The 19,176-nt window shown below is 45.7% G+C and carries 19 protein-coding genes; 4 read left to right on the forward strand and 15 right to left on the reverse strand.

All coding sequences use genetic code 11. The features are described 5' to 3' along the window. Complete coding sequence (gene nadC, locus HNR50_RS03325; RefSeq protein WP_184743703.1) at positions 1 to 834, reverse strand: carboxylating nicotinate-nucleotide diphosphorylase; 834 nt, start codon at positions 832 to 834, stop codon at positions 1 to 3. Between the two features lie 84 nt (positions 835 to 918). Between nadC and HNR50_RS22280 the strand changes: the two genes are divergently transcribed. Then, positions 919 to 1,380 carry a chemotaxis protein CheX gene (locus HNR50_RS22280; protein WP_184743706.1) on the forward strand — a complete coding sequence of 154 codons (462 nt, stop codon included), beginning with the start codon at positions 919 to 921 and terminating at the stop codon, positions 1,378 to 1,380. Between the two features lie 28 nt (positions 1,381 to 1,408). Then, on the forward strand, positions 1,409 to 1,702 hold the full coding sequence (locus HNR50_RS03335; RefSeq protein ID WP_184743709.1) for a hypothetical protein: 294 nt from the start codon (positions 1,409 to 1,411) through the stop codon (positions 1,700 to 1,702). On the opposite strand, the gene rsfS is transcribed toward HNR50_RS03335, so the two are convergent. The 10 genes from rsfS to HNR50_RS03385 form a co-directional block, all read right to left on the reverse strand. Further along, on the reverse strand, positions 1,681 to 2,043 hold the full coding sequence (gene rsfS, locus HNR50_RS03340) for a ribosome silencing factor (protein WP_184743713.1): 363 nt from the start codon (positions 2,041 to 2,043) through the stop codon (positions 1,681 to 1,683). The two genes, HNR50_RS03335 and rsfS, sit on opposite strands and share 22 nt — an antisense overlap. Continuing rightward, complete coding sequence (locus tag HNR50_RS03345; protein WP_184743716.1) at positions 2,024 to 3,094, reverse strand: LCP family protein; 1,071 nt, start codon at positions 3,092 to 3,094, stop codon at positions 2,024 to 2,026. Before HNR50_RS03345 ends, rsfS begins: the two co-directional genes overlap by 20 nt. A 113-nt stretch (positions 3,095 to 3,207) precedes the next feature. Then, positions 3,208 to 3,744, reverse strand: a complete 537-nt coding sequence (yqeK, locus tag HNR50_RS03350) for a bis(5'-nucleosyl)-tetraphosphatase (symmetrical) YqeK (RefSeq protein ID WP_184743719.1) — start codon at positions 3,742 to 3,744, stop codon at positions 3,208 to 3,210. Next, the gene (gene nadD / locus HNR50_RS03355; protein ID WP_184743722.1) at positions 3,737 to 4,306 is read right to left on the reverse strand and encodes a nicotinate (nicotinamide) nucleotide adenylyltransferase; all 570 of its coding nucleotides are present in this window, start codon (positions 4,304 to 4,306) and stop codon (positions 3,737 to 3,739) included. Before nadD ends, yqeK begins: the two co-directional genes overlap by 8 nt. A 3-nt stretch (positions 4,307 to 4,309) precedes the next feature. Continuing rightward, a complete protein-coding gene (gene obgE, locus HNR50_RS03360) occupies positions 4,310 to 5,296 on the reverse strand; it encodes a GTPase ObgE (protein WP_184743725.1) in 987 nt (328 codons plus the stop codon). A gap of 199 nt (positions 5,297 to 5,495) precedes the next feature. Beyond that, on the reverse strand, positions 5,496 to 5,750 hold the full coding sequence (rpmA, locus tag HNR50_RS03365) for a 50S ribosomal protein L27 (RefSeq protein WP_184743728.1): 255 nt from the start codon (positions 5,748 to 5,750) through the stop codon (positions 5,496 to 5,498). Then, positions 5,740 to 6,093: a ribosomal-processing cysteine protease Prp gene (locus HNR50_RS03370; protein ID WP_184743731.1), complete on the reverse strand. Its 354-nt coding sequence runs from the start codon at positions 6,091 to 6,093 to the stop codon at positions 5,740 to 5,742. Before HNR50_RS03370 ends, rpmA begins: the two co-directional genes overlap by 11 nt. Then, positions 6,094 to 6,405, reverse strand: coding sequence for a 50S ribosomal protein L21 (gene rplU, locus HNR50_RS03375; RefSeq protein ID WP_184743734.1), 312 nt, complete (start codon positions 6,403 to 6,405; stop codon positions 6,094 to 6,096). A 186-nt stretch (positions 6,406 to 6,591) separates the two neighbouring features. Next, positions 6,592 to 8,340, reverse strand: coding sequence for an arginine--tRNA ligase (argS, locus tag HNR50_RS03380; RefSeq protein WP_184743737.1), 1,749 nt, complete (start codon positions 8,338 to 8,340; stop codon positions 6,592 to 6,594). A 206-nt stretch (positions 8,341 to 8,546) separates the two neighbouring features. Next, positions 8,547 to 10,235 carry a DUF5312 family protein gene (locus HNR50_RS03385; protein WP_184743740.1) on the reverse strand — a complete coding sequence of 563 codons (1,689 nt, stop codon included), beginning with the start codon at positions 10,233 to 10,235 and terminating at the stop codon, positions 8,547 to 8,549. 64 nt (positions 10,236 to 10,299) lie between these two features. Between HNR50_RS03385 and cimA the strand changes: the two genes are divergently transcribed. Next, positions 10,300 to 11,874, forward strand: a complete 1,575-nt coding sequence (gene cimA / locus HNR50_RS03390; RefSeq protein ID WP_425506733.1) for a citramalate synthase — start codon at positions 10,300 to 10,302, stop codon at positions 11,872 to 11,874. Positions 11,875 to 11,923: 49 nt separating this feature from the next. Here the strand turns inward: cimA and carB are convergent, their stop codons facing one another. The 3 genes from carB to HNR50_RS03405 form a co-directional block, all read right to left on the reverse strand. Next, positions 11,924 to 15,145 carry a carbamoyl-phosphate synthase large subunit gene (gene carB, locus HNR50_RS03395; RefSeq protein ID WP_184743746.1) on the reverse strand — a complete coding sequence of 1,074 codons (3,222 nt, stop codon included), beginning with the start codon at positions 15,143 to 15,145 and terminating at the stop codon, positions 11,924 to 11,926. Beyond that, entirely contained in the window at positions 15,145 to 16,320 is a 1,176-nt protein-coding gene (gene carA, locus HNR50_RS03400; protein ID WP_184743749.1) for a glutamine-hydrolyzing carbamoyl-phosphate synthase small subunit, read from the reverse strand. The genes carB and carA overlap by 1 nt, the downstream gene beginning before the upstream one ends. A 155-nt stretch (positions 16,321 to 16,475) precedes the next feature. Further along, complete coding sequence (locus HNR50_RS03405) at positions 16,476 to 17,006, reverse strand: adenine phosphoribosyltransferase (protein ID WP_184743751.1); 531 nt, start codon at positions 17,004 to 17,006, stop codon at positions 16,476 to 16,478. A gap of 160 nt (positions 17,007 to 17,166) precedes the next feature. Here HNR50_RS03405 and HNR50_RS03410 point away from each other — a divergent pair, with 160 nt between their 5' ends. Beyond that, a complete protein-coding gene (locus HNR50_RS03410) occupies positions 17,167 to 18,078 on the forward strand; it encodes a nucleotide-binding protein (protein WP_184743754.1) in 912 nt (303 codons plus the stop codon). A gap of 6 nt (positions 18,079 to 18,084) precedes the next feature. Here HNR50_RS03410 and tsaD read toward each other — a convergent pair whose 3' ends face one another. After that, positions 18,085 to 19,098, reverse strand: coding sequence for a tRNA (adenosine(37)-N6)-threonylcarbamoyltransferase complex transferase subunit TsaD (gene tsaD, locus HNR50_RS03415; RefSeq protein WP_184743757.1), 1,014 nt, complete (start codon positions 19,096 to 19,098; stop codon positions 18,085 to 18,087). Positions 19,099 to 19,176 lie beyond the last annotated feature (78 nt).

Here is a 19,176-nt window from a genome sequence, read left to right on the forward strand (position 1 = left end):
TTACCCTATTTTCAGAGTAAAATCGAAAGCCCCGACAGAATGCGTCAGACTTCCCACAGAGATGAAGTGTACACCGGTCGGGCTGTATTTTTTTATTTTTTCAATGTGCATATTTCCCGAAGCTTCAAAAGAGACCGTGCCGTCGCCCAGAGCGACAGCCTGAGCCGTCTCATTGGGATCCATATTATCGAGCATGATTCGATCGACTCCGAGGGATACGGCCTCACGGACTTCCTGAAGGTTGCGGCATTCCACTTCGATTTCGAAAGCGCCGTCCCATTTATCCCGGACCTTGCCGACCGCCGCAGTGATCGAACCGGAGGCATCTATGTGATTGTCCTTGATCATGACCATATCATATAACCCGAACCTGTGATTGGTTCCTCCCCCGACGGAAACCGCATATTTCGACAAACTTCGATAACCGGGAAGAGTTTTTCTTGTATCCAGGACAACAGCTCCCCCGTTTTCCTTTGCAGCGGCAACGCAGAGATCGGTCTCCGTCGCTATTCCCGAAAGAAATGATAGAAAATTGATGGCCGTCCTTTCAGCCTCAAGCACAGCTGCTGTCAGTCCGGAAATCTCAGCGACTTTATCTCCGGGTTTTAAGAGTGAGCCATCTTTTTTAAAAATCGTAACAGACAGTGAAGGATCGACTTTTATGAAAACCTGCCGGAAAAAATCAATCCCCGCCAGGATTCCACTGTCTTTGCTGTATAGGACAGCAGTTGTCATATCATCTGCGAATATGGCTCTCGAGGTGACGTCTCCGACTTCCTTCAGATCCTCTTCCAGAGCTAATTCGAGAATTTTTTCGAAATATTTATCTTTCATAGGTGGGATTCTACGATGGATTTTTTTTTATTTCAACAGAGATGCTGTTTGACAGAATCAATAGCAATATAATATATTTTTATTGTGATTGAAGATGATTTCAGCTATCTCCCCGTAAGTCTCAGAGCTTTTCTAAAAGCTGCAGGTTTTTCCGGATCGGTAAGATCTGTAAAAAAAATAAAATGCCATGCAAATGTTCTTACAGCAGTCGGCATAACAGGCGATAAAGTCGGTTTTCTTACTTTGACAATGGATCAGGAAAATGCCGTGACCCTTTCGCGCCGTTTCGCCAACCTGATGGAAATACCCATTGCATCGGAGGAACTTGACGATTCCCATCTCGAAGCCCTGGCGGAATTGACCAACCAAATCGCCGGCAGAGTCGTTATGTTTATGGAAGAGAACAAAACAAACTGTTCCATTACTCCGCCCAGCATAATGTCCGGCGGAGACATATCATTCAGCCTGAACACAATGAAAGTCCACAGGATTTATAAAATTACTTTAAAAAACAGCTACTTCTACGTCTCAGTCGGCATAAAATAACCTCAATTTAAAAAAAGGAAGCGCATTTATGGAAAACCCGGAAATTTCAGAGTCAGCAGAAGAGGTCCTTCTCTTCTACCCCGGTGATTTTACCGAGGAAAATGATCTCTATGATCAAAATGAAGACGATTATGATTTCGATGAAGATGAGAGTTATGACGACGGGATCGCCGGATCATCAAAACAGGACGAAGACTGGGAATACGGATATGAAGATGATTCCGACGAGCTGACCAACCAGGAGACCGGATCTTCCGCTTTCCAGCAGGAAATAGAAGACAGTCTCCAGGAAACTGAGGATTACGACGCGATCGACGACTGATAAATGATTTCACCGTCGGACCAGCGGTCTTCAAGATCGTAAAACCGGCGCGATTCCTCATCCATCAGATTTATAATATAGTCGCCACAGTCAAAAAGGACCCATCCTTCAGAATCATCCCTGTTTCTTGGGTTTCTGATATCATCCCCGACCGATAGAACGTATTTTTTCACTTCGTTTTTCATTCCCCGGATATGGGTCGCACTGGTCCCTGTGGCAATGATAATATAGTCGCCCCAGCTGCATAAGCCGGTTACTTTCATAATCTCCACATCCAGAGCTTTATTGTCTTCAAGAACATGAGCCACTTCCATGACTCTTTTATTTAACGTATCTTCCATCAAAATCCTTTCCTAATATAAGTGTTATATCTATCGTGTCATCGAGAGACTCATCAGCCTCAGAATGCCATCTTTCGCATTTCAGTAATGCGGCCAGCCCTTTAGCCGCATCGGGGTTCCCTTTTCTATCAAGTATAACCGTTTTTTCTACTTCCTGGCCGTCCGTTCTGGTCGCGTTCCCCAATCCGGCTATTTTATATCCGAAGCTTTTCAGAATCTGGGAAGTTCTGGACGCCAGGCCGTTAATATCCGTACCGTTAAGTATTTCAACGGAAAAAGCAACGCCCTGATCCGACAGGGACTGTATATTCACAAGATAATCTTCGATCTGATTGACCAGCTCTTTGAGAAGCCTCTCGTCATAGTGAGGAAAAAGGAGCTCTTTGTTGTCAACAAACCGCTTGACTCCCAGCACTTTGTTATACTGCAGACGATCCATATCCAGGTCGGAGAGATAGGAAAGAAAGTTCTCAAAGGATTTCCTGTCCATATTGGTCACGGCCATATCCCGGGTAAAATCACTGACCTCATCGGTCGAGAGATATCCCCGGCTGTCAGCCATTTTTTCCAGTAAAGATTTGATGAACTTGTGGTTACGGTCGATTTTTTCCGAATCCGATTCTCCATCTATATTGTAAAGCAGATATGAAACGACTTTCGCGCCGTCCAGAGTCACGCTGCCTGAAGGAAGAAGGTATGTTCTGCCGTCTTTCCTAATGTCTACCGGGTTGGCAATAAAGAGGTTCAGACCATCGATGAGATCAACCATTTTCTCAAGATTTTCGAGAGAAATGATATAATAAAAAGGGATATCGATCCCAGTCAGATCTCCGACTTTCGCTCTGTAGGGATCAATATTGTCTTCGTCGTAGAGAATATCGATACGATCCACTTTTTTCAGATTGGAAATAATCGAACCCGTATTCCCGGGAATATCGAGGACAGCGCCTTTTCCGGTATCGTGATAAAAAAGAAAAAGCTCCGTCAGCAGAGGCTTGTCTTCCTCTGATACGATTATCATAACAGGTACGATAGCTTCTGATTTTACCATCTCCGACATTTTATCAGTTCTGACCTGAAAATAAAGAAACAAAGCTGTGATGATTATAACGAGCATCATCACAATTAGTAAAATTAAAGATCTATCCTTTTCCTTTTCTCTCTTCAAGTGAGTTCCTCAATCATTTGCAGTAACGCCGGTTCAAGCGGCAGCCGCTTCGCCGCCAGATGACTCCTTATTGAACAGGCTATGGACAAAACCATATCATCTAAATCCAAAGAGAACAATCTCTCTCTTTCTTCTCCTGACAGATGCGTTCTGCCCTCTTCGATATAATCGGCGGCGAATACGATCTTGCCGACCCCGTCGAGTCCCGGCGATCCGGAAATATGATGGCGGACAGCCTGCAGAACGGAAGAATTTCTTATTCCGAAATCTCTTTCCAGAACAATGGCTCCGGCCTCTCCGTGGAGCATCACTGGATGCCGGTGCTTTCTTCCGGTAATCCGCTCCAGAACATCTGCTTCATATTCCCGGCAGATATCATGACCGAGACCGGCCAGAGAACAGAGCAAAGGGTCTTCTCCAAACCTTTCGGCAAGGAACCGGGAAGCCTTTTCCGCTCCTTCACTATGACGGAATCTACTCCCGGAAAGAGTCTCCTTCAAATGATGCCTGATTTTTTCGAGAGATCTATCCATATAAACGGTTTTCCCTTATATAGCGCAGGGCTTCAGGTGGAACAAGATCTGAAAGATCCTGTCCCGATTGAGCTAAATCACGAATTTGAGAAGAAGATAGAGAAAATATCCTGTTATCCGCGTATCGGTGGGGAAATGTCAGAGAAATCTCATGTTTGTACAAACGGTGGGCGATTATCAGATCGGCTAACTCGAAAATGCGCTCGGTTGACCGCCATTTATAAAAATTCTCAGCAAGATCATCGCCGATAATTAAACCGGGTTTACCCTCGAACTCATAATGACTGTATATATATTCGAGGGTATCGACCGTATAGGACACACCTTTTCTGCGGATTTCACAATCGGAATAGTCAGCCCAGTCATAAGGCCTCAGAGAAAGGCGGATCATTTCGAGCCGCTCATCTGCCGAGACATTGCCGGTAATGTCTTTGTGGGCGGGGAGAAACGACGGTACAAAGAGGATTCTGTCATAAGCGAATTCCTCCCTGACGATCTCAGCCAGATTGATATGTCCAAGATGAAGGGGATTAAACGTCCCTCCGAGCATTGTCAGTTTCATATATCAATGCGCCATGTTCAGCAGATTCAGCCGGACCTCCTCCAGACCGGTTCGGGCAAATACCGATATGGGGATGATTTTTTCATCGGGATACTTTTTCTGGAGTTCTTTTAACGATTCTTCAGTCCCTTCCACATCGGTTTTCGTCGCAATTATAATCCGCTGCTTTCTCAGTAGGGAAGATTCGAACTCTTCCAGTTCTTTTTTCAGATGCTCGAAAGCATCGAGATATCCGGGATCGCTAAGATCTATCATAAAAGCCAGTCCGGCGGTTCTGGCAATATGACGAAGAAACCGGAGCCCGAGTCCGGCTCCATGGGATGCGCCGTCAATGATTCCGGGAATGTCAGCCAGAACGACATCCTTATCGGCGATTCTGAGCATACCGAGATTCGGGATTTTTGTCGTAAAGGGATAAGCCCCGACTTTGGGATCGGCATTTGTCAACTCCCTGAGAAGACTGGATTTACCCGCATTGGGAAAACCGACAAATCCCACATCAGCGATCATATTCAGTTCAAGCATGATCTCAGCATATTGACCGGGAATTCCCGGCTGAGCATAACGGGGCACCTGTTTTTTGGAGGAACGGTAGTGCCAGTTACCAAGGCCGCCCCGGCCTCCCTGTAGAAAGACCCACTGCTCTCCATCTATGTTTTCGGAAAAATCCTTGATGATCTGTTTTGACTCATAATCGCGGATTATCGTTCCCGGGGGTACAGCAATAATGACGTCTTCACCGTCCTTACCATGCATTCTTCTCCCCATACCGGGCTGTCCGTTCTTCGCTTTAAATGTATGTTTTGCGTTCAGGTGGCTGAAAGTCTTTAAATTCTTTTTGACTTCGAACACCACATTTCCGCCTACTCCGCCGTCTCCGCCATCCGGTCCGCCTTTTGCGACATATTTCTCTCTGCGGAAAGAGACACATCCGGGACCGCCGTTACCGGAAAAAAGCTCAAGACGGGTTTCATCTATAAATCCCTGCACAATCGACCTTTTATTCTATTTATTCTCTGTAAGTTCATTACAGAGTCTTAGCACTGCAAAAGCCTACATACCGTGAGCAAAACTCCCGATAGGTAGGCTTCAGCAAGTTAATCCGACGGCATAAACCGCCGGTTTTCCATTGTAATAACTTTGCATCATAGACACAAAGCAAATCAATCAGATTATATAACCTGACTGTCTAGTTTGCTTCCGTAATAGAAACTCTCTTCTTTCCCTTTTTGAAGTGGAAAAGAACGTTTCCGCTTACTTTGGCAAAAAGAGTAAAGTCTCTTCCGAGTCCCACATTTTCACCGGGATGAATTTTTGTTCCTTTCTGACGTACGATGATTTCGCCGGCTTTAACTGTCTGTCCGCCGAAACGTTTTACACCGAGTCTTTTGGAATTGGAATCTCTTCCGTTCTTTGAGCTACCGCCACCTTTCTTATGAGCCATGAATCATTTCCTCATTACTAATAATTTCAAGTTTGATACAAGCGGGATATTCCCTCTCAAGGTCGGACAGACCGTTTAACAGAAATTCCGTTATTCCTTCCGTCCATTCCCGCTTCCCTTCATCGATCTTTAAAACATTCAGTTTAAAAGATCCTCTTTCTCCGGATTCGAACGTGCAATTCTTATTGAATCGCGAAATCAGAATCCGACCGGCCGTTCTCGAAAGAACCGTTACGGCGGAACAGACAATATCATATCCCTTTTCTCCGTAACCGGCGTGACCGCTGACGTCCAGATAAACCAGACAGGAACGATCATCGACAACAGCTCTGGCAGTTATCATTTACAGCTTGATATCCTCAACTGTAAGCATTGTGTACTGCTGTCTGTGACCCTGGGTCTTTTTGTAACCTTTTCTTCTTTTCTTCTTGAAGACGATTACTTTCTTGTCTTTGATTGTTTCACCAATCTTTGCTGTTACTTTTGCTCCATCCACATAGGGAGTTCCGATTTTAGTTTCCTTATCGTCGGAAACGAGCATAACTTTGTCAAGTTCAAGCGACTGTCCGGCTTCAGCGTCGAATCTGTCTACTCTGAGAACAGATCCTTTTTCAGCCTTGTACTGCTTTCCTTTGATTTCTACAAGAGCGTACATTAAACCAACCTCTTTAAAATATATTTTCGGCCGGCAGTAAACAGATCTCAGAGACCGGACTTCTCCCGTCGGACCATCCGGTCCGGGTGAGGTTCTAAAGCCCTAAAAATCTCCCGTCCTTACTACGGGCATCGAAATCCTAATAAAATAGCCGACTTTAATCAATGCGGAATCGGCTGTTCCCGACTACATTTTCTCAAGAAACCGAATATTAATCAGCTTGAACGCATTTTTCAAGACCTGGAGCACTGCTTTCGAGAGTTCGATTCTTGTAACAATCAGATCGGCATCGTCATTATTCAGTATGGGATTTTCATGATAGAACCGGCTGAAGTTCCTCGACAGCTCGTAAACGAAGGAGGCGATAACCGAGGGATTCATCTCCGAAGCGGCCTGATCGACCATACCGGGATAAGCGCCGATGAGCTTGACAAGTTCCCATGCTTCGGGAGATGCGAGCAACTCCGGTTTGAAAGCGCCGCCGGAATAATCGCCCTCTTCATACTTTCTCAGCATACTGCTGATTCGAGCCCCCATATACTGCATGTACGGCCCCGTGTTCCCGTTGAAGGACAGTGACTCCTTGGGATTGAAAACCATATCTTTTAGAGGAGAAATATGGAGCAGATAGTAGTTAAGAGCACCGAGGGCGATAGCGTGGGCTGTGCCCGTCACATCGTCCAGCTCTTCTTCACGGCCCTTGGTTTTAATCTCTTCCACCACCAGTTCTTCCAGCTGGGCCAGAAGATCGTCGGCGTCGACAACTGTGCCTTCCCGGGATTTCATTTTACCTTCCGGCAGATTGACCATGCCGTAGGAAAGATGATAGAGCTGATCCGCCCATTCGTACCCGAGCTTTTTCAACGTGTGAAAGAGAACTTTAAAGTGGTACTCCTGCTCATTTCCAACTACATATATAAGCCTGTCGAAAGGGAAATCTCCATGGCGGGCTATAGCTGTCCCGAGATCCTGGGTCACATAAACGGATGTTCCGTCTCCGCGGAGGAGAACTTTCGTATCCAGTCCGATGTCGCTCATATCCAGGCGGATGCTTCCGTCATCATCTTTATAAAAGTGTCCATCCTCCAGCCCTTTGAGAACGATATCCTTTCCGGACAGATAGGTTTCACTTTCAAAATAAAACCTGTCGAAGGAAATATCGGTCTTCTCATAAGTTTGATTGATACCATCGAGGGTCCACTTGTTCATGGTTTTCCAAAGCTCGCGGGTCGCGCTGTCGCCGTCTTCCCATTTTTTAAGCATTTCCTGAGCCTGTCCGTCTGCGCTTGAATCCTCTTTCGCCCAGTTGTTGTATTTTACGTAGTAATCTCCGACAAAATGGTCGCCCTTGACTCCCGTAGACTCAGGTGTTTCACCCTTTCCGAACTTGCTGTATGCCAGCATGGACTTGCAGATATGAACCCCTCTATTGTTGATCAGATTGACCTTCATGACTTCTGCGCCGGCCGCTTCGAGAATGCGCGCCGTGCTCTCTCCGAGAATATCGTTTCTCAGATGTCCGAGATGGAGCGGTTTGTTCGTATTGGGGCTGGAGAATTCAATCATGACTTTCTCACCCTTCAGACTACCGGTCCGTCCGTAATCGTCTTTTTTTTCCCCTACCGATTGAAGTACCGATTGAAAAACAGCCTGGCGGCTGATGAAAATATTGATATAGGGTCCGGCAGTTTTGGCTTCTCCAGGAATATCGCTACCGAGGCTGGCGGCGATATCAGCGGCGATGGCCGGAGGAGCTTTTCTGAAATCTCGGGCAAAGGGGAACATGGGAAATGCGAGATCGCCCATTTCCGGTTTAGGAGGTGTCTCAACGATGATTCTCGTTCTCGGATCATCCATCTCTATTCCCGCCTGAGCAGCGGCCTTTTTCAGAGAGGCGGCAATGATATCTTTCCATTGCTCTTTCAATTCCTGCATAATAAAACTCCTTTTGATGCATCTGGTGATCCATACCGCGGCAGCACGGGCTATCAGCTGACGAGAACAGCAACCAGCTCCAACGCTTCGCAAATGCGGTTCACCACACCGGCGGGCAGTAAACAAATTTCACAACCGGCCATAAGTATTTGCATATCTCTAATTAATAGCAAAAAAGAAAGCTGAGAGTCAATTGAAGGGTATTTTCAGAGTTCTTTTTCTTCCAGAACTTTCATTTCCGAAATGTATCGGACAATTTTATTAATAAGCAGCGAAAGAAGTTTAAAAGTCTCTCTCAATTCATTATTCGCCTTTCCCCCTATTGAGGAAATATTGGAAAGCGTATCATAGGCGCCACCGTCACCGACAACAATGCCCTGCAGCACTTTTGCCATCAGTCTCATATGACTGACAAAACCGGAAACAAGCGGCTCGATCTCCATGTCCAGATGCTCCAAAGCGTGAACGACGGCGTTCCGGTATGTCTGCTCTTCCGCATCTCCGGGAAACAGAGAATGATCAACAGGAAAATTGGAAGCGTTAATGATGTTTTTTAATCCGGTAAATTTTTTACCCAGCATATCTATATAAGCAAGGACTTTATCAAACTCGGCCTTATTATCTTTTTTATAGAAATCCCCTTCCCTCCTGATAATCATGAAAGTGGAATAGAAGCGGTTGGGCAGAATTTCCGAAAGAAAAGACTGAACGAAAGCCAGGCTCTTTTCATACATGGCCGGACTTCCCGGAAAATAATGATTCCTCGTATATTTTTCAATCGGCTTAATGTACCTTACCCCGGTCAGCGAACAGATATCCTTTTCCGAATCGTTTTTCTTTCTCTCATTAACGAAAAAAGCATAAGTGCGGGTAATTCTTGATGACCAGAATTTCCTGAAAACGCGGAACCAGTCATCGACCAGCGGTGGAGTCTGAGATCCTTTTGAAAGATCACCGGACAAAACTCTGACCAGATTTTCGAGCGGAACATTTTTATTAAAGTTTCTGATAATAGAAAGGAAGGTATCAGCAGCCATCATCTTTCTGCTCAGGATTTCTCCCGGTCCCTCTTTTGAATTCTCATAGAGGAAGAGAGCTTCCAGCGCACGAACGGTCGGCGGCTTATTGAGAGATTTGATAATACCTGACAGCTCGAGAAGAGATTCATGCACGTCCTCGATCCTGCAGACCGGTTCAGCTCCCGGCACAATTGTATCAAAACTCTTCAATATGGCCCCGATATCATAATTCGACAGCAGATGGAGGCTGTAGAGACTCTGGCAGGCTTCATTCATTATCGAACAGTCAAGATCGGAAACCGATTCCATCTTCATATTGAAGAATTCGTCTATTTCAGCTTTTATTTCTGATGAATCTCTCTCCATTTCCTCTTTCTCAAGAATCCAGGGATCGGTTTTATCAAGCAGTTCCCGCTGCAGGTCCGGTAGAACGATACCTCCTATAAATGCATAAAAGTCCTGTTTATTATCGTAACTGAAAATCTGCCTGAGCGGTTTTCTGAAAAAGCGGCACGGTTCCTTTAATTTGGCTAATTCGTCATAGAAGGCTTTTTTAAGAACCTGAGTTTTAAAATCAGCTAGTTCGCTGTTGTTGAAATACTTTTTCCGTAAAAGATTGACTTTATACTCTTTAAGAAGCGTCGGAATATCCTTCTGCTTCACCAGAGATTGCAGAAAAAGTACTATTTTCTGCAACACATTAAGAGTTTCGTAATCCAGCTGATTCTGCTGAAAATCACTTTCCGCTGTTTCTTCCTGAGATACAAGCGGCTCCTGTGAAAGATCGATGGACATTTCCATCTTTTCCAGCAGTTCTTTTTTTTCTATAGTGGATAAATTAATTATAAGTTTGTCAAAATTCGTCTGATTATCCATGTTTCTAATTTTATTTCTATTATATGCTCAAAGCAACAAAGAGTAAGGATTTATTATGAAGAACTTGAAGAAAATAACAATTTTCGACACAACTTTGAGAGACGGGACTCAGGGAACGGGCATAAATCTCACCCTGAAGGACAAACTTGATATAGCAGCCAGACTTGATGATGCGGGAATTGACTATATTGAGGGCGGTTTTCCCCTTTCTTCCGAGAAGGAAGCTTCATTTTTCAGACTGGCAAAAAACGAGAATTATCAACATTCCAAAATCGCAGCTTTCGGCTCTACGAGAAAATCCGGCAATAAAGTTGAGTCTGATCCCTACATTACCGCTATGCTTGAAGCGGAAACTCCTGCTGTTGTAGTGGTCGGCAAATCCTGGAAAGAGCATGTTGAAAAGGTAATCAATACGACTTTCGAAGAAAACATTGAAATGATCTACGACTCTATCTCCTATCTGAAAAAAGAAGGGAGAGAAGTCATTTTTGATCTGGAACATTTTTTTGACGGATACAAGGGCGATATGGAGTATGCCCTCAGGGTTTTGCAGACCGGAACTGAAGCCGGTGCCGATTCTCTCGTGCTCTGCGACACGAATGGCGGTACACTTCCCACAGAAGTCATGGAAATTATCAGAAGTCTTCCTCAGGATAAACTGGCCCCTATCGGCGTCCATTATCATAATGATACGGGCAACGCCGTTGCCAATTCCATCCTCTCCGTAGAAGCCGGAGCGACCCACATTCAGGGGACGATAAACGGCTGGGGAGAACGGTGCGGCAATGCCAATCTCTGCATTATCGTTCCGAACCTGGCTTTAAAGATGAATCGCGTTACCAACATGAATGACAATATTGACGGCTTGACATCGCTCTCCAGGTTTGTGGCAGAAAAAGCGAATATCATTCCCGATAAAAATCAGCCCTACGTCGGTGAAACAGCCTTCAGCCATAAAGCGGGACAACATGCCGATGTCATAGCTAAAGCTCCTGAGCTTATGGAACACATTGACGGAAAGCTGGTGGGAAACAAAAGAAGGATTCTGATTTCAGGACTGGCCGGAAAATCCACTATCGTCAGAAAACTGGCGAAGTACGGTGATTTTGATAAAAATTCGGAAATTGTCGCCCAACTCTTTGAAGATTTAAAGGAAAAAGAGCTGCAGGGTTATGAATACGAAGCGGCCGAAGCTTCTTTCGACTTGTTGATAAGAAAAAATCTGGGACGATTCACCTCTCTCTTTGATCTGAATAATTATCACCTGGAATCATTTAAAACAAATGGAACAGTTTCGAAAACAGTCGGAAGGATCTTCCTTAAAGCCAATGGCATTGAACATATGGGAGCCGCCGTAAGCAACGGCCCTGTGGAAACTATAGATGATGCGCTCCGCGATGCTTTATCGGAAACCCACCCCTTCCTGTCAAAAATGAATCTTATTGACTACAAAGTACGTGTTTTGAATCCCGAAGAAGCTTCCCATGCCAAAGTACGGGTTTTTATAACCTCTTCCGACCATCAGCACAGCTGGGATACGGTCGGCGTTTCGGAAAACATTGTCGAAGCATCCTGGGAAGCTCTTGTCGACAGCATGGATTATTACTACAACAATTTTGTCATCGATCCGGAAGATTGATCATTGAGACAATAAAAATAAGGCGGCCCGCAATCGGAGCCGCCTTTTTTTATTTCCTGAAGTCCGGCAGAGGACTTATCGAGAGAGCACCTTTCCTGATCCACTCAATTCCCTTAACAGCCGCCTGAGCCGCACTGGTCGTTGTGGTATAAGGTATTTTTCTTCTCACAGCTTCGGCTCGGATGTAAGTATCTCCATACTGGGAGAACTGTCCCATCGGCGTATTGATAAGAAGATCTATCCTGCCGGCAGCCATATGATCCACAACATTGGGGTGGCCTTCGTGAATTTTCAGAATAACTTCGGCAAAGATTCCTTTAGAAAAAAGAAAATCGGCTGTACCCCGGGTCGCGGCGATATCGAATCCCATATCGATAAACTCTTTTACTACGGGAAGAATAGTCTCCCGGTCCCGTTTGTTGACAGAAACGTAAACCCGCCCTTTCGAGGGAAGATGAGTGTTCACGGCAATCTGGGCTTTGGCGAATGCCTCACCGAAAGAACTGCCCGTTCCCGCAGCTTCTCCGGTCGACTTCATTTCAGGTCCGAGAATGGGATCCTGCCCGGTAAACCGGTCAAAGGAAAATACGGCTTCCTTAACGGCCCATCCGGTGATGCACTCTCCTCTCGCTATTCCCGAATCATCTACCAGCTTCTGCTTTTTGAGATTCTCTCCATCCCAGACTTTTACCGCCGCATCGACAAGATCCACTCCTGTTACTTTCGACAGGAAGGGAACAGTTCGGGAAGCCCGGGGATTTACCTCGATAATATAAAGAACATCATCTTTTACGGCAAACTGTATATTGAGGAACCCCTGCACATTGAGCTCGCGACTGATATCCCATGCGGCTCTCTCCATCTCCCGGAGGATTGCATCCTTTGATTTGTAGGGAGGTATAACGCAGGCCGAGTCTCCGCTATGGATTCCCGCCGCTTCAATATGCTGCAGAATACCCCCTACATAGATGTTCTCGCCATCAGCCACAGCATCCAGATCATATTCGAATGCATCTTCCAGAAACTGATCGACAAGAAGAGGGCTCTCTTCTGATACCCGGACAGCTTTGCTGAGGTACTCATTCAACTCATCGTCATTATAGGCGATAAACATGCTTTTTCCCCCGAGAACGAATGAAGGCCTGAGCAGAACGGGATAACCGATCTCGTGAGCGAACTTGATGACATTTTCATTGGTAAGCGCTGTTTTATTCCGGGGCTGTTTTAAATTGAGCTTGTCGAGCATGGCGGCAAAAAGTTTTCTGTCTTCCGCGGTATTGATGCTTTCAAGACTGGTTCCTGTAAGCTCCGCTCCGGCTTCCAGAAGATCGCCCGCCATATTGAGGGGCGTTTGCCCTCCGAGCTGAACGACGACTTTATGGGCCTTTTCCTTTTCGATAACCGAGATGACATGTTCGTTACTGAGCGGTTCCAGATAGAGCCGGTCCGAAACATTGTAATCGGTCGAAACCGTTTCGGGATTGGAGTTTACCATTATGGTTTTATAGCCTCTGTTTCTCCAGGCTTTAGAGGCCAATGTGCAGCAGGTATCAAACTCAAGCCCCTGCCCGATTCTATTAGGCCCGCTGGATATGATGACGACTTTTTTACAGTCTTCCGAACCGCCTTCGTCGATCTCGCCCCAGGTCGAATAAAAATATGGCGTCTCGGCTGTAAACTCACCGGCGCAGGTGTCGACAAAGTGATAGGAAGGCTTCATATCAAGAGATTTTCTTAAGGCTTTTATCTCCGCCCCCTTAACTCCGACAAGTTTGCCGATCCGTTTATCCGTCAATCCCATTCTCTTGGCGTCCATAAGCAGGTCTTCGTCCAGACCGTTTATGCCGGAAGAAGCGAGACTGTTTTCCAATTCGACCTGACTGGAGAGCATATGGAGAAACCATTTGTCAAAGCCGGTAATTTCATTGAGTTTGTCCATTGCCCCGGAACCTTCTTTTTTCAGAACCGTGTAGGCAGCCAGAATGCGGAAAGGATTCGCTGTCGTCAGCATGGTATTGATCTCCTCATCGGAGACAGAGAGCTCTTCAATACCTTCAAAGCCTATTTCCGCTGCGCAGATGGCCTTATTCAATGCTTCTTCTGCTGTGCGGCCTATGGCGAGGGCTTCCCCGACCGATCGCATCTGCGTGCCGAGAGCCGTTCCGCTCAGAGGAAATTTCTCTGTCTCGAATCGGGGAACCTTAACGGCACAATAATCCAGAGCCGGTTCAAAGCAGGAAACGGACTTTCCGGTTATTTCATTGACGATTTCATCAAGAGTGTAACCGACAGCGAGCTGAGCGCTGCAGGAAGCGATGGGAAATCCTGTCGCTTTGCTGGCCAGAGCCGAAGAGCGTGAGACACGGGGGTTCATTTCGATGACAATCTGCCGTCCCGTTACCGGATCAACGGCAAACTGGACATTGGCTCCTCCGCAGTCAACGCCGACAGCTCTTAAAATATCAATAGATGCGGTGCGCATTTTCTGATATTCCGAATCAGACAGAGTCTGAATCGGGGCAATTGTGATGCTGTCTCCCGTGTGCACTCCCATGGGATCTATGTTTTCGATAGAACAGACGATAATGGCATTATCTCCTTTATCGCGCATGACTTCCATTTCGAATTCTTTCCATCCGATAAGACATTCTTCTATAAGAGCTTCGCCGACGGGGCTTTCGATCAGAGCTTTTTCGAATACCGATATGAGCTCCTCTTCCGAAGAAGCGATAGCACCTCCCATCCCACCGAGTGTAAAGCTGGGTCTGACAACCAGTGGATACCCCCATTTGCGTCCCATTTCGACAGCTTCGTCGCGATCACCCGTAATAGTTGATTTGGCCGATTCCAGCCCCAGCCACGCTACGACTTCCTTGAAAAGCCTCCTGTCTTCAGCCAGATTGATCGCTTCGATATTGGCACCGATTATTTTGACATTGTGTTTTTTGAGCACACCGGCTTTATCAAGGGCCAGTGTAAGGTTCAAAGCCGTCTGCCCCCCCATAGTGGAGAGTATGGCATCGGGGTTTTCCTCTTCGATTATCTTTTCCACATAGGGAACGGAAAGCGGTTCAATATAGATCTTATCCGCCGTACCGGGAGTGGTCATGACCGTAGCCGGGTTGGGATTGACCAGAATGACTTCATAGCCCTCTTTTTTCAGGGATTTGACGGCCTGCGTTCCCGAATAATCAAACTCGCAGGCCTGGCCGATCACAATGGGACCGGAACCGATTATCAATATCTTTTTTATGCTCTTATCTGCTGGCATTATTTCCCCTCCCATTCTTTTGTCAGTTTTACGAATTCGTCGAATATCCAGGTAGAATCATCGGGTCCCGGTTCCGCTTCGGGGTGGAACTGGGTTGTAAATATTTTTTTATCCCGGGATATAAGACCTTCAACAGACTGATCGTTTGCGTTTCTGAAGCGAATGGAAACATCCGATGGGAGAGATGTCTCATCGACCATAAATCCATGATTCTGAGCCGTAACGAAAACCCGGCCTGTATCTTCATCGCGAACGGGATGATTTCCTCCGTGATGGCCGAACTTCATTTTCTCCGTTTTCCCGCCGAGGGCGAGTCCCATTATCTGATGGCCGAGACATATGCCGAAAAGGGGAACCTCACCGATAAGTGAACGGCATAGACCGATCTGATTTTCCAGAACCGCCGGATCCCCGGGACCATTGGAAAAAAGAACTGCATCCATTCCGGCTGCCAGTAACTCTTTTTTAGTAACCGTCGAAGGGAAGAGCGTAATATTGACGCTCCGGCTCTCCATCTCCTGTACGATTCCCTTTTTAATACCGCAATCGATCAGAGCAAAATCGAGTGCTTTTGAATCGGGTCTCTCAGGAGAGACTGTCATATCAGTCCCGAGCTCATCGATAAGGTTCCTCCCCTCCATGGAGGGAATGGATTTAAGGTAATCAAGAGCAAGAGCCACCTCGCCCTCGCTGAGAGTTTTACTATCACTTCTTACAATGACGCCGTTCCGGCTGCCTTCATTCCGCAGACTGAGAGTCAGAGCCCGCGTATCTATATCGGAAATACAGCGGATTCCCTCTTTCTTAAGGAAATCATTAAAAAAAAGCCGCCCTTCAGCTACCGGTCCATTATAAAACGACCTGACAACCAAAGCGGCGGCCTGCTTCCCTCGGGAAGAATCACCGGAACTGTGCGGACCCGTCTGGGACCACTTTTCCTCGGTACCGTAATTACCTATGTGCGGATAAGTCATCAGGACAATCTGTCCCGTATAAGAAGGATCCGTCACGATCTCCTGATATCCCGTCATGGAAGTATTGAAGACGACTTCGCCGACGGGACAATCATCGGTATTCCCTTTTTTCAACTCACTGACAAGAGGGATTGCCGCTCCCCAACCGAATCCCTTGAAGACCGCGCCGTCTTCAAGAATGAGAAAAGAGTTTACTTTCATTTCACCAGCCTTTTAAAACATTTTCGTATTTGTAATATAAAAGGGGGATCTATGGCAAACACTTTTTGTGTATTTATTCCATTTTTTTTATTTTTTTAGAGTTTTTATGTATATAAACCGAATTCTATGCAAATATAATGAATAAATAGAATATTTTATTCACTATCATAGTCTATAAATGTAGTTATTTTAAAGTCTTTGAGTACTTCCGAATAGTTGAGAAACGGAAGACCTATAACACTGAAAACATCGGTTACTTCCGCTCCGCCTTCAATCAGCAGATCAGCAGCCGCTTTTAGAGTTCCGCCTGTCGCCAGCAGATCATCAACGATAAGGACATTCTTTCCCACGGGGATATCCGCTTTATGAATTTCTATGGTCGCTTCGCCGTACTCGAGTTCGTATGATTTTTTTAGAGTCTCCCCGGGAAGTTTTCCCGCCTTGCGGACAAGGATCAGCGGAAGTCCCAGTTTTTCGGCAAGGGGGGCAGCAAAAATGAATCCCCTCGATTCAACTGCGGCGACGGCACCGATATTACGGCTTGAAAAAACCTCAGCCATTTTATCCAATACCCATTTAAACGCCTCGGGATTCATCATAATGCTTGTAATATCATAAAAAAGAATACCCGGTTTGGGAAAATCGGGAACTTTTCTGATGACATCATCAAGATTAAACTCTTTCAACTTGTACCTGCCTTGTATTTTTTTTAGTCACAAAGGTGATACTAATCGCCACAACCCGCTCTGTCAATTGCCTGTTTTACCCTCACGGCTATTCCCGATAAGTGGACGCGAACAGATTTTCTCCTTGCATAAACCAAGTTGCGCAAATTATCATACTAATATGAAACAAATTATACCTGTAGCCAGCGGTAAAGGCGGAGTCGGAAAAACGACGACTGTAGCCAATCTCGGTATTTCACTTGCCAGGAAGGGAAAAACAGTCATAATGATCGACCTTGATCTGGGAGAATCCAATCTGCATACGGTCATGGGTATAAAAAATATTAAACCCGGTCTGGGTCACTTCATCAACAAGAGAGAGGATTCCTTCGAATCTCTCATTCAGGAAACCGGATTTGAGCGGCTTTACCTCATTACCGGCGATTCTCTCTTTCCCGGAGCAGCCAATCTGCCCTATTTCCAGAAAAAGAAAATCATCAAATCCATAAGAGAGCTGACAGCCGATTATATCCTTCTCGATATCGGATCCGGTTCATCCTATAACGTCATCGATTTTTTTCTGATTTCTCCTGAGAATATTATCGTGACCATTCCCGAGACCACAGCGCTCCTGAACGCCTATTCTTTTCTAAAAAATGCTCTGTACAGATTGATTTATCTGGCGCTCCCGCCTCATAGCGAGGAAAGAGATTATTTTAATGAATTCAGCAGGGAATCTATCGAAAAAGGAGAAAACAATCTCTCCAATCTGGTAAAAGTCATAGGATCTTTCAGTGAAGAGCTCAGCGGCAGAATCAGCCATTCCCTCACACAATTCAGCCCCCATGTCATTTTTAATATGTCATTGAACGATGATGAAAAATTCATCACCGACAAACTGATCAAAATCACAGATAAGAATCTGGGAAAAAAAATCCGCACGGCGGGTCAGATCCCCTGGGTCAATGAAATGCGGCGTTCTTCCATAATTATGAAACCCTATCTGCAATTATATGAGAACAGCGTGTATGAAAATGCTATGAACCACCTGGTGAGCTATATCGAAGAGAATTTTAAATTCCGATTCAATTAATCCGGATCAGGGATATTTCCTTTTAAAGGAAGCCACTCTCGCCATAGCATTGACTGTTAGGTCGGAGACATCTCCCTTCTTCAGGTAATGATAGCCTATGGCAGCTATCATGGCTCCATTATCCGTACAGAGCTTCAGAGAGGGGTAATAGGCTTCGATTCCGTAAATTGAAGATATAGCCTTTCTGAAATAGCTGTTAGCCGTAACACCGCCTCCAGCAACAACTCTGGTCAAACCGGTATTTTTCACAGCTTTCTTCAGTCTTTTGATCAGTATATCAATTGCAGTTTTCTGAAAAGACGCCGCGATATTCTCCGGAGATTTCTCATATCCTTCATTGTGAAACTGATCGAGCTGATTGATAACGGCCGTTTTCAATCCCGAATAGGAAACATCATAAGTATGATCCCCTTTATGCAGATTCGGTTTGGGAAAGGAAAACGCTTTCGGATCTCCTTTTTCAGACATTTTATCAATGATGACACCGCCCGGGTAACCGAAATTATAAAACTTGGCGACTTTATCAAAAGCTTCTCCACAGGCATCGTCAATAGTCGTTCCCAGAACCTCAACATCGTCGAAACCGGATACTTTGGAAATAATGGTGTGACCGCCCGATACGAGAAGACCGATATAGGGATACTCAATCTCGTACTCCAGGTGAGGGGCATAGAGGTGAGCCCGGATATGATCAACACCGACAAAAGGGATGTTTAGAGACCATGCAAGCCCCTTGGCAAAGGAAAGCCCGACAAGCAGAGAGCCGACTAGCCCCGGTCTGTTGGTTACGGCGATGCCGTCGATCTGATCCACAGAGACTCCCGCTTCGGCAAGAGACTCCTCGACCACGGGATAAATCCATTCAGTATGGAGACGTGAAGCGATTTCCGGAACAACTCCGTTAAAGGGTTTGTGAAGATCTATCTGCGTTGCGATGACATTGCTCAGGATTCTTTTACCATCTTCAACGACAGCTACGGAACATTCATCGCAGGAACTCTCTATACCTAATACCAACATATGATATGCCTCTTGTTGCCCGGTCATTCATCCTGGGACGTTTTGCCGGAAAATAAAAAGGCTGTTCCGGAAGTTTCA

It is taken from the genome of Spirochaeta isovalerica (assembly GCF_014207565.1).
GTDB classification, from domain to species: domain Bacteria; phylum Spirochaetota; class Spirochaetia; order DSM-2461; family DSM-2461; genus Spirochaeta_F; species Spirochaeta_F isovalerica.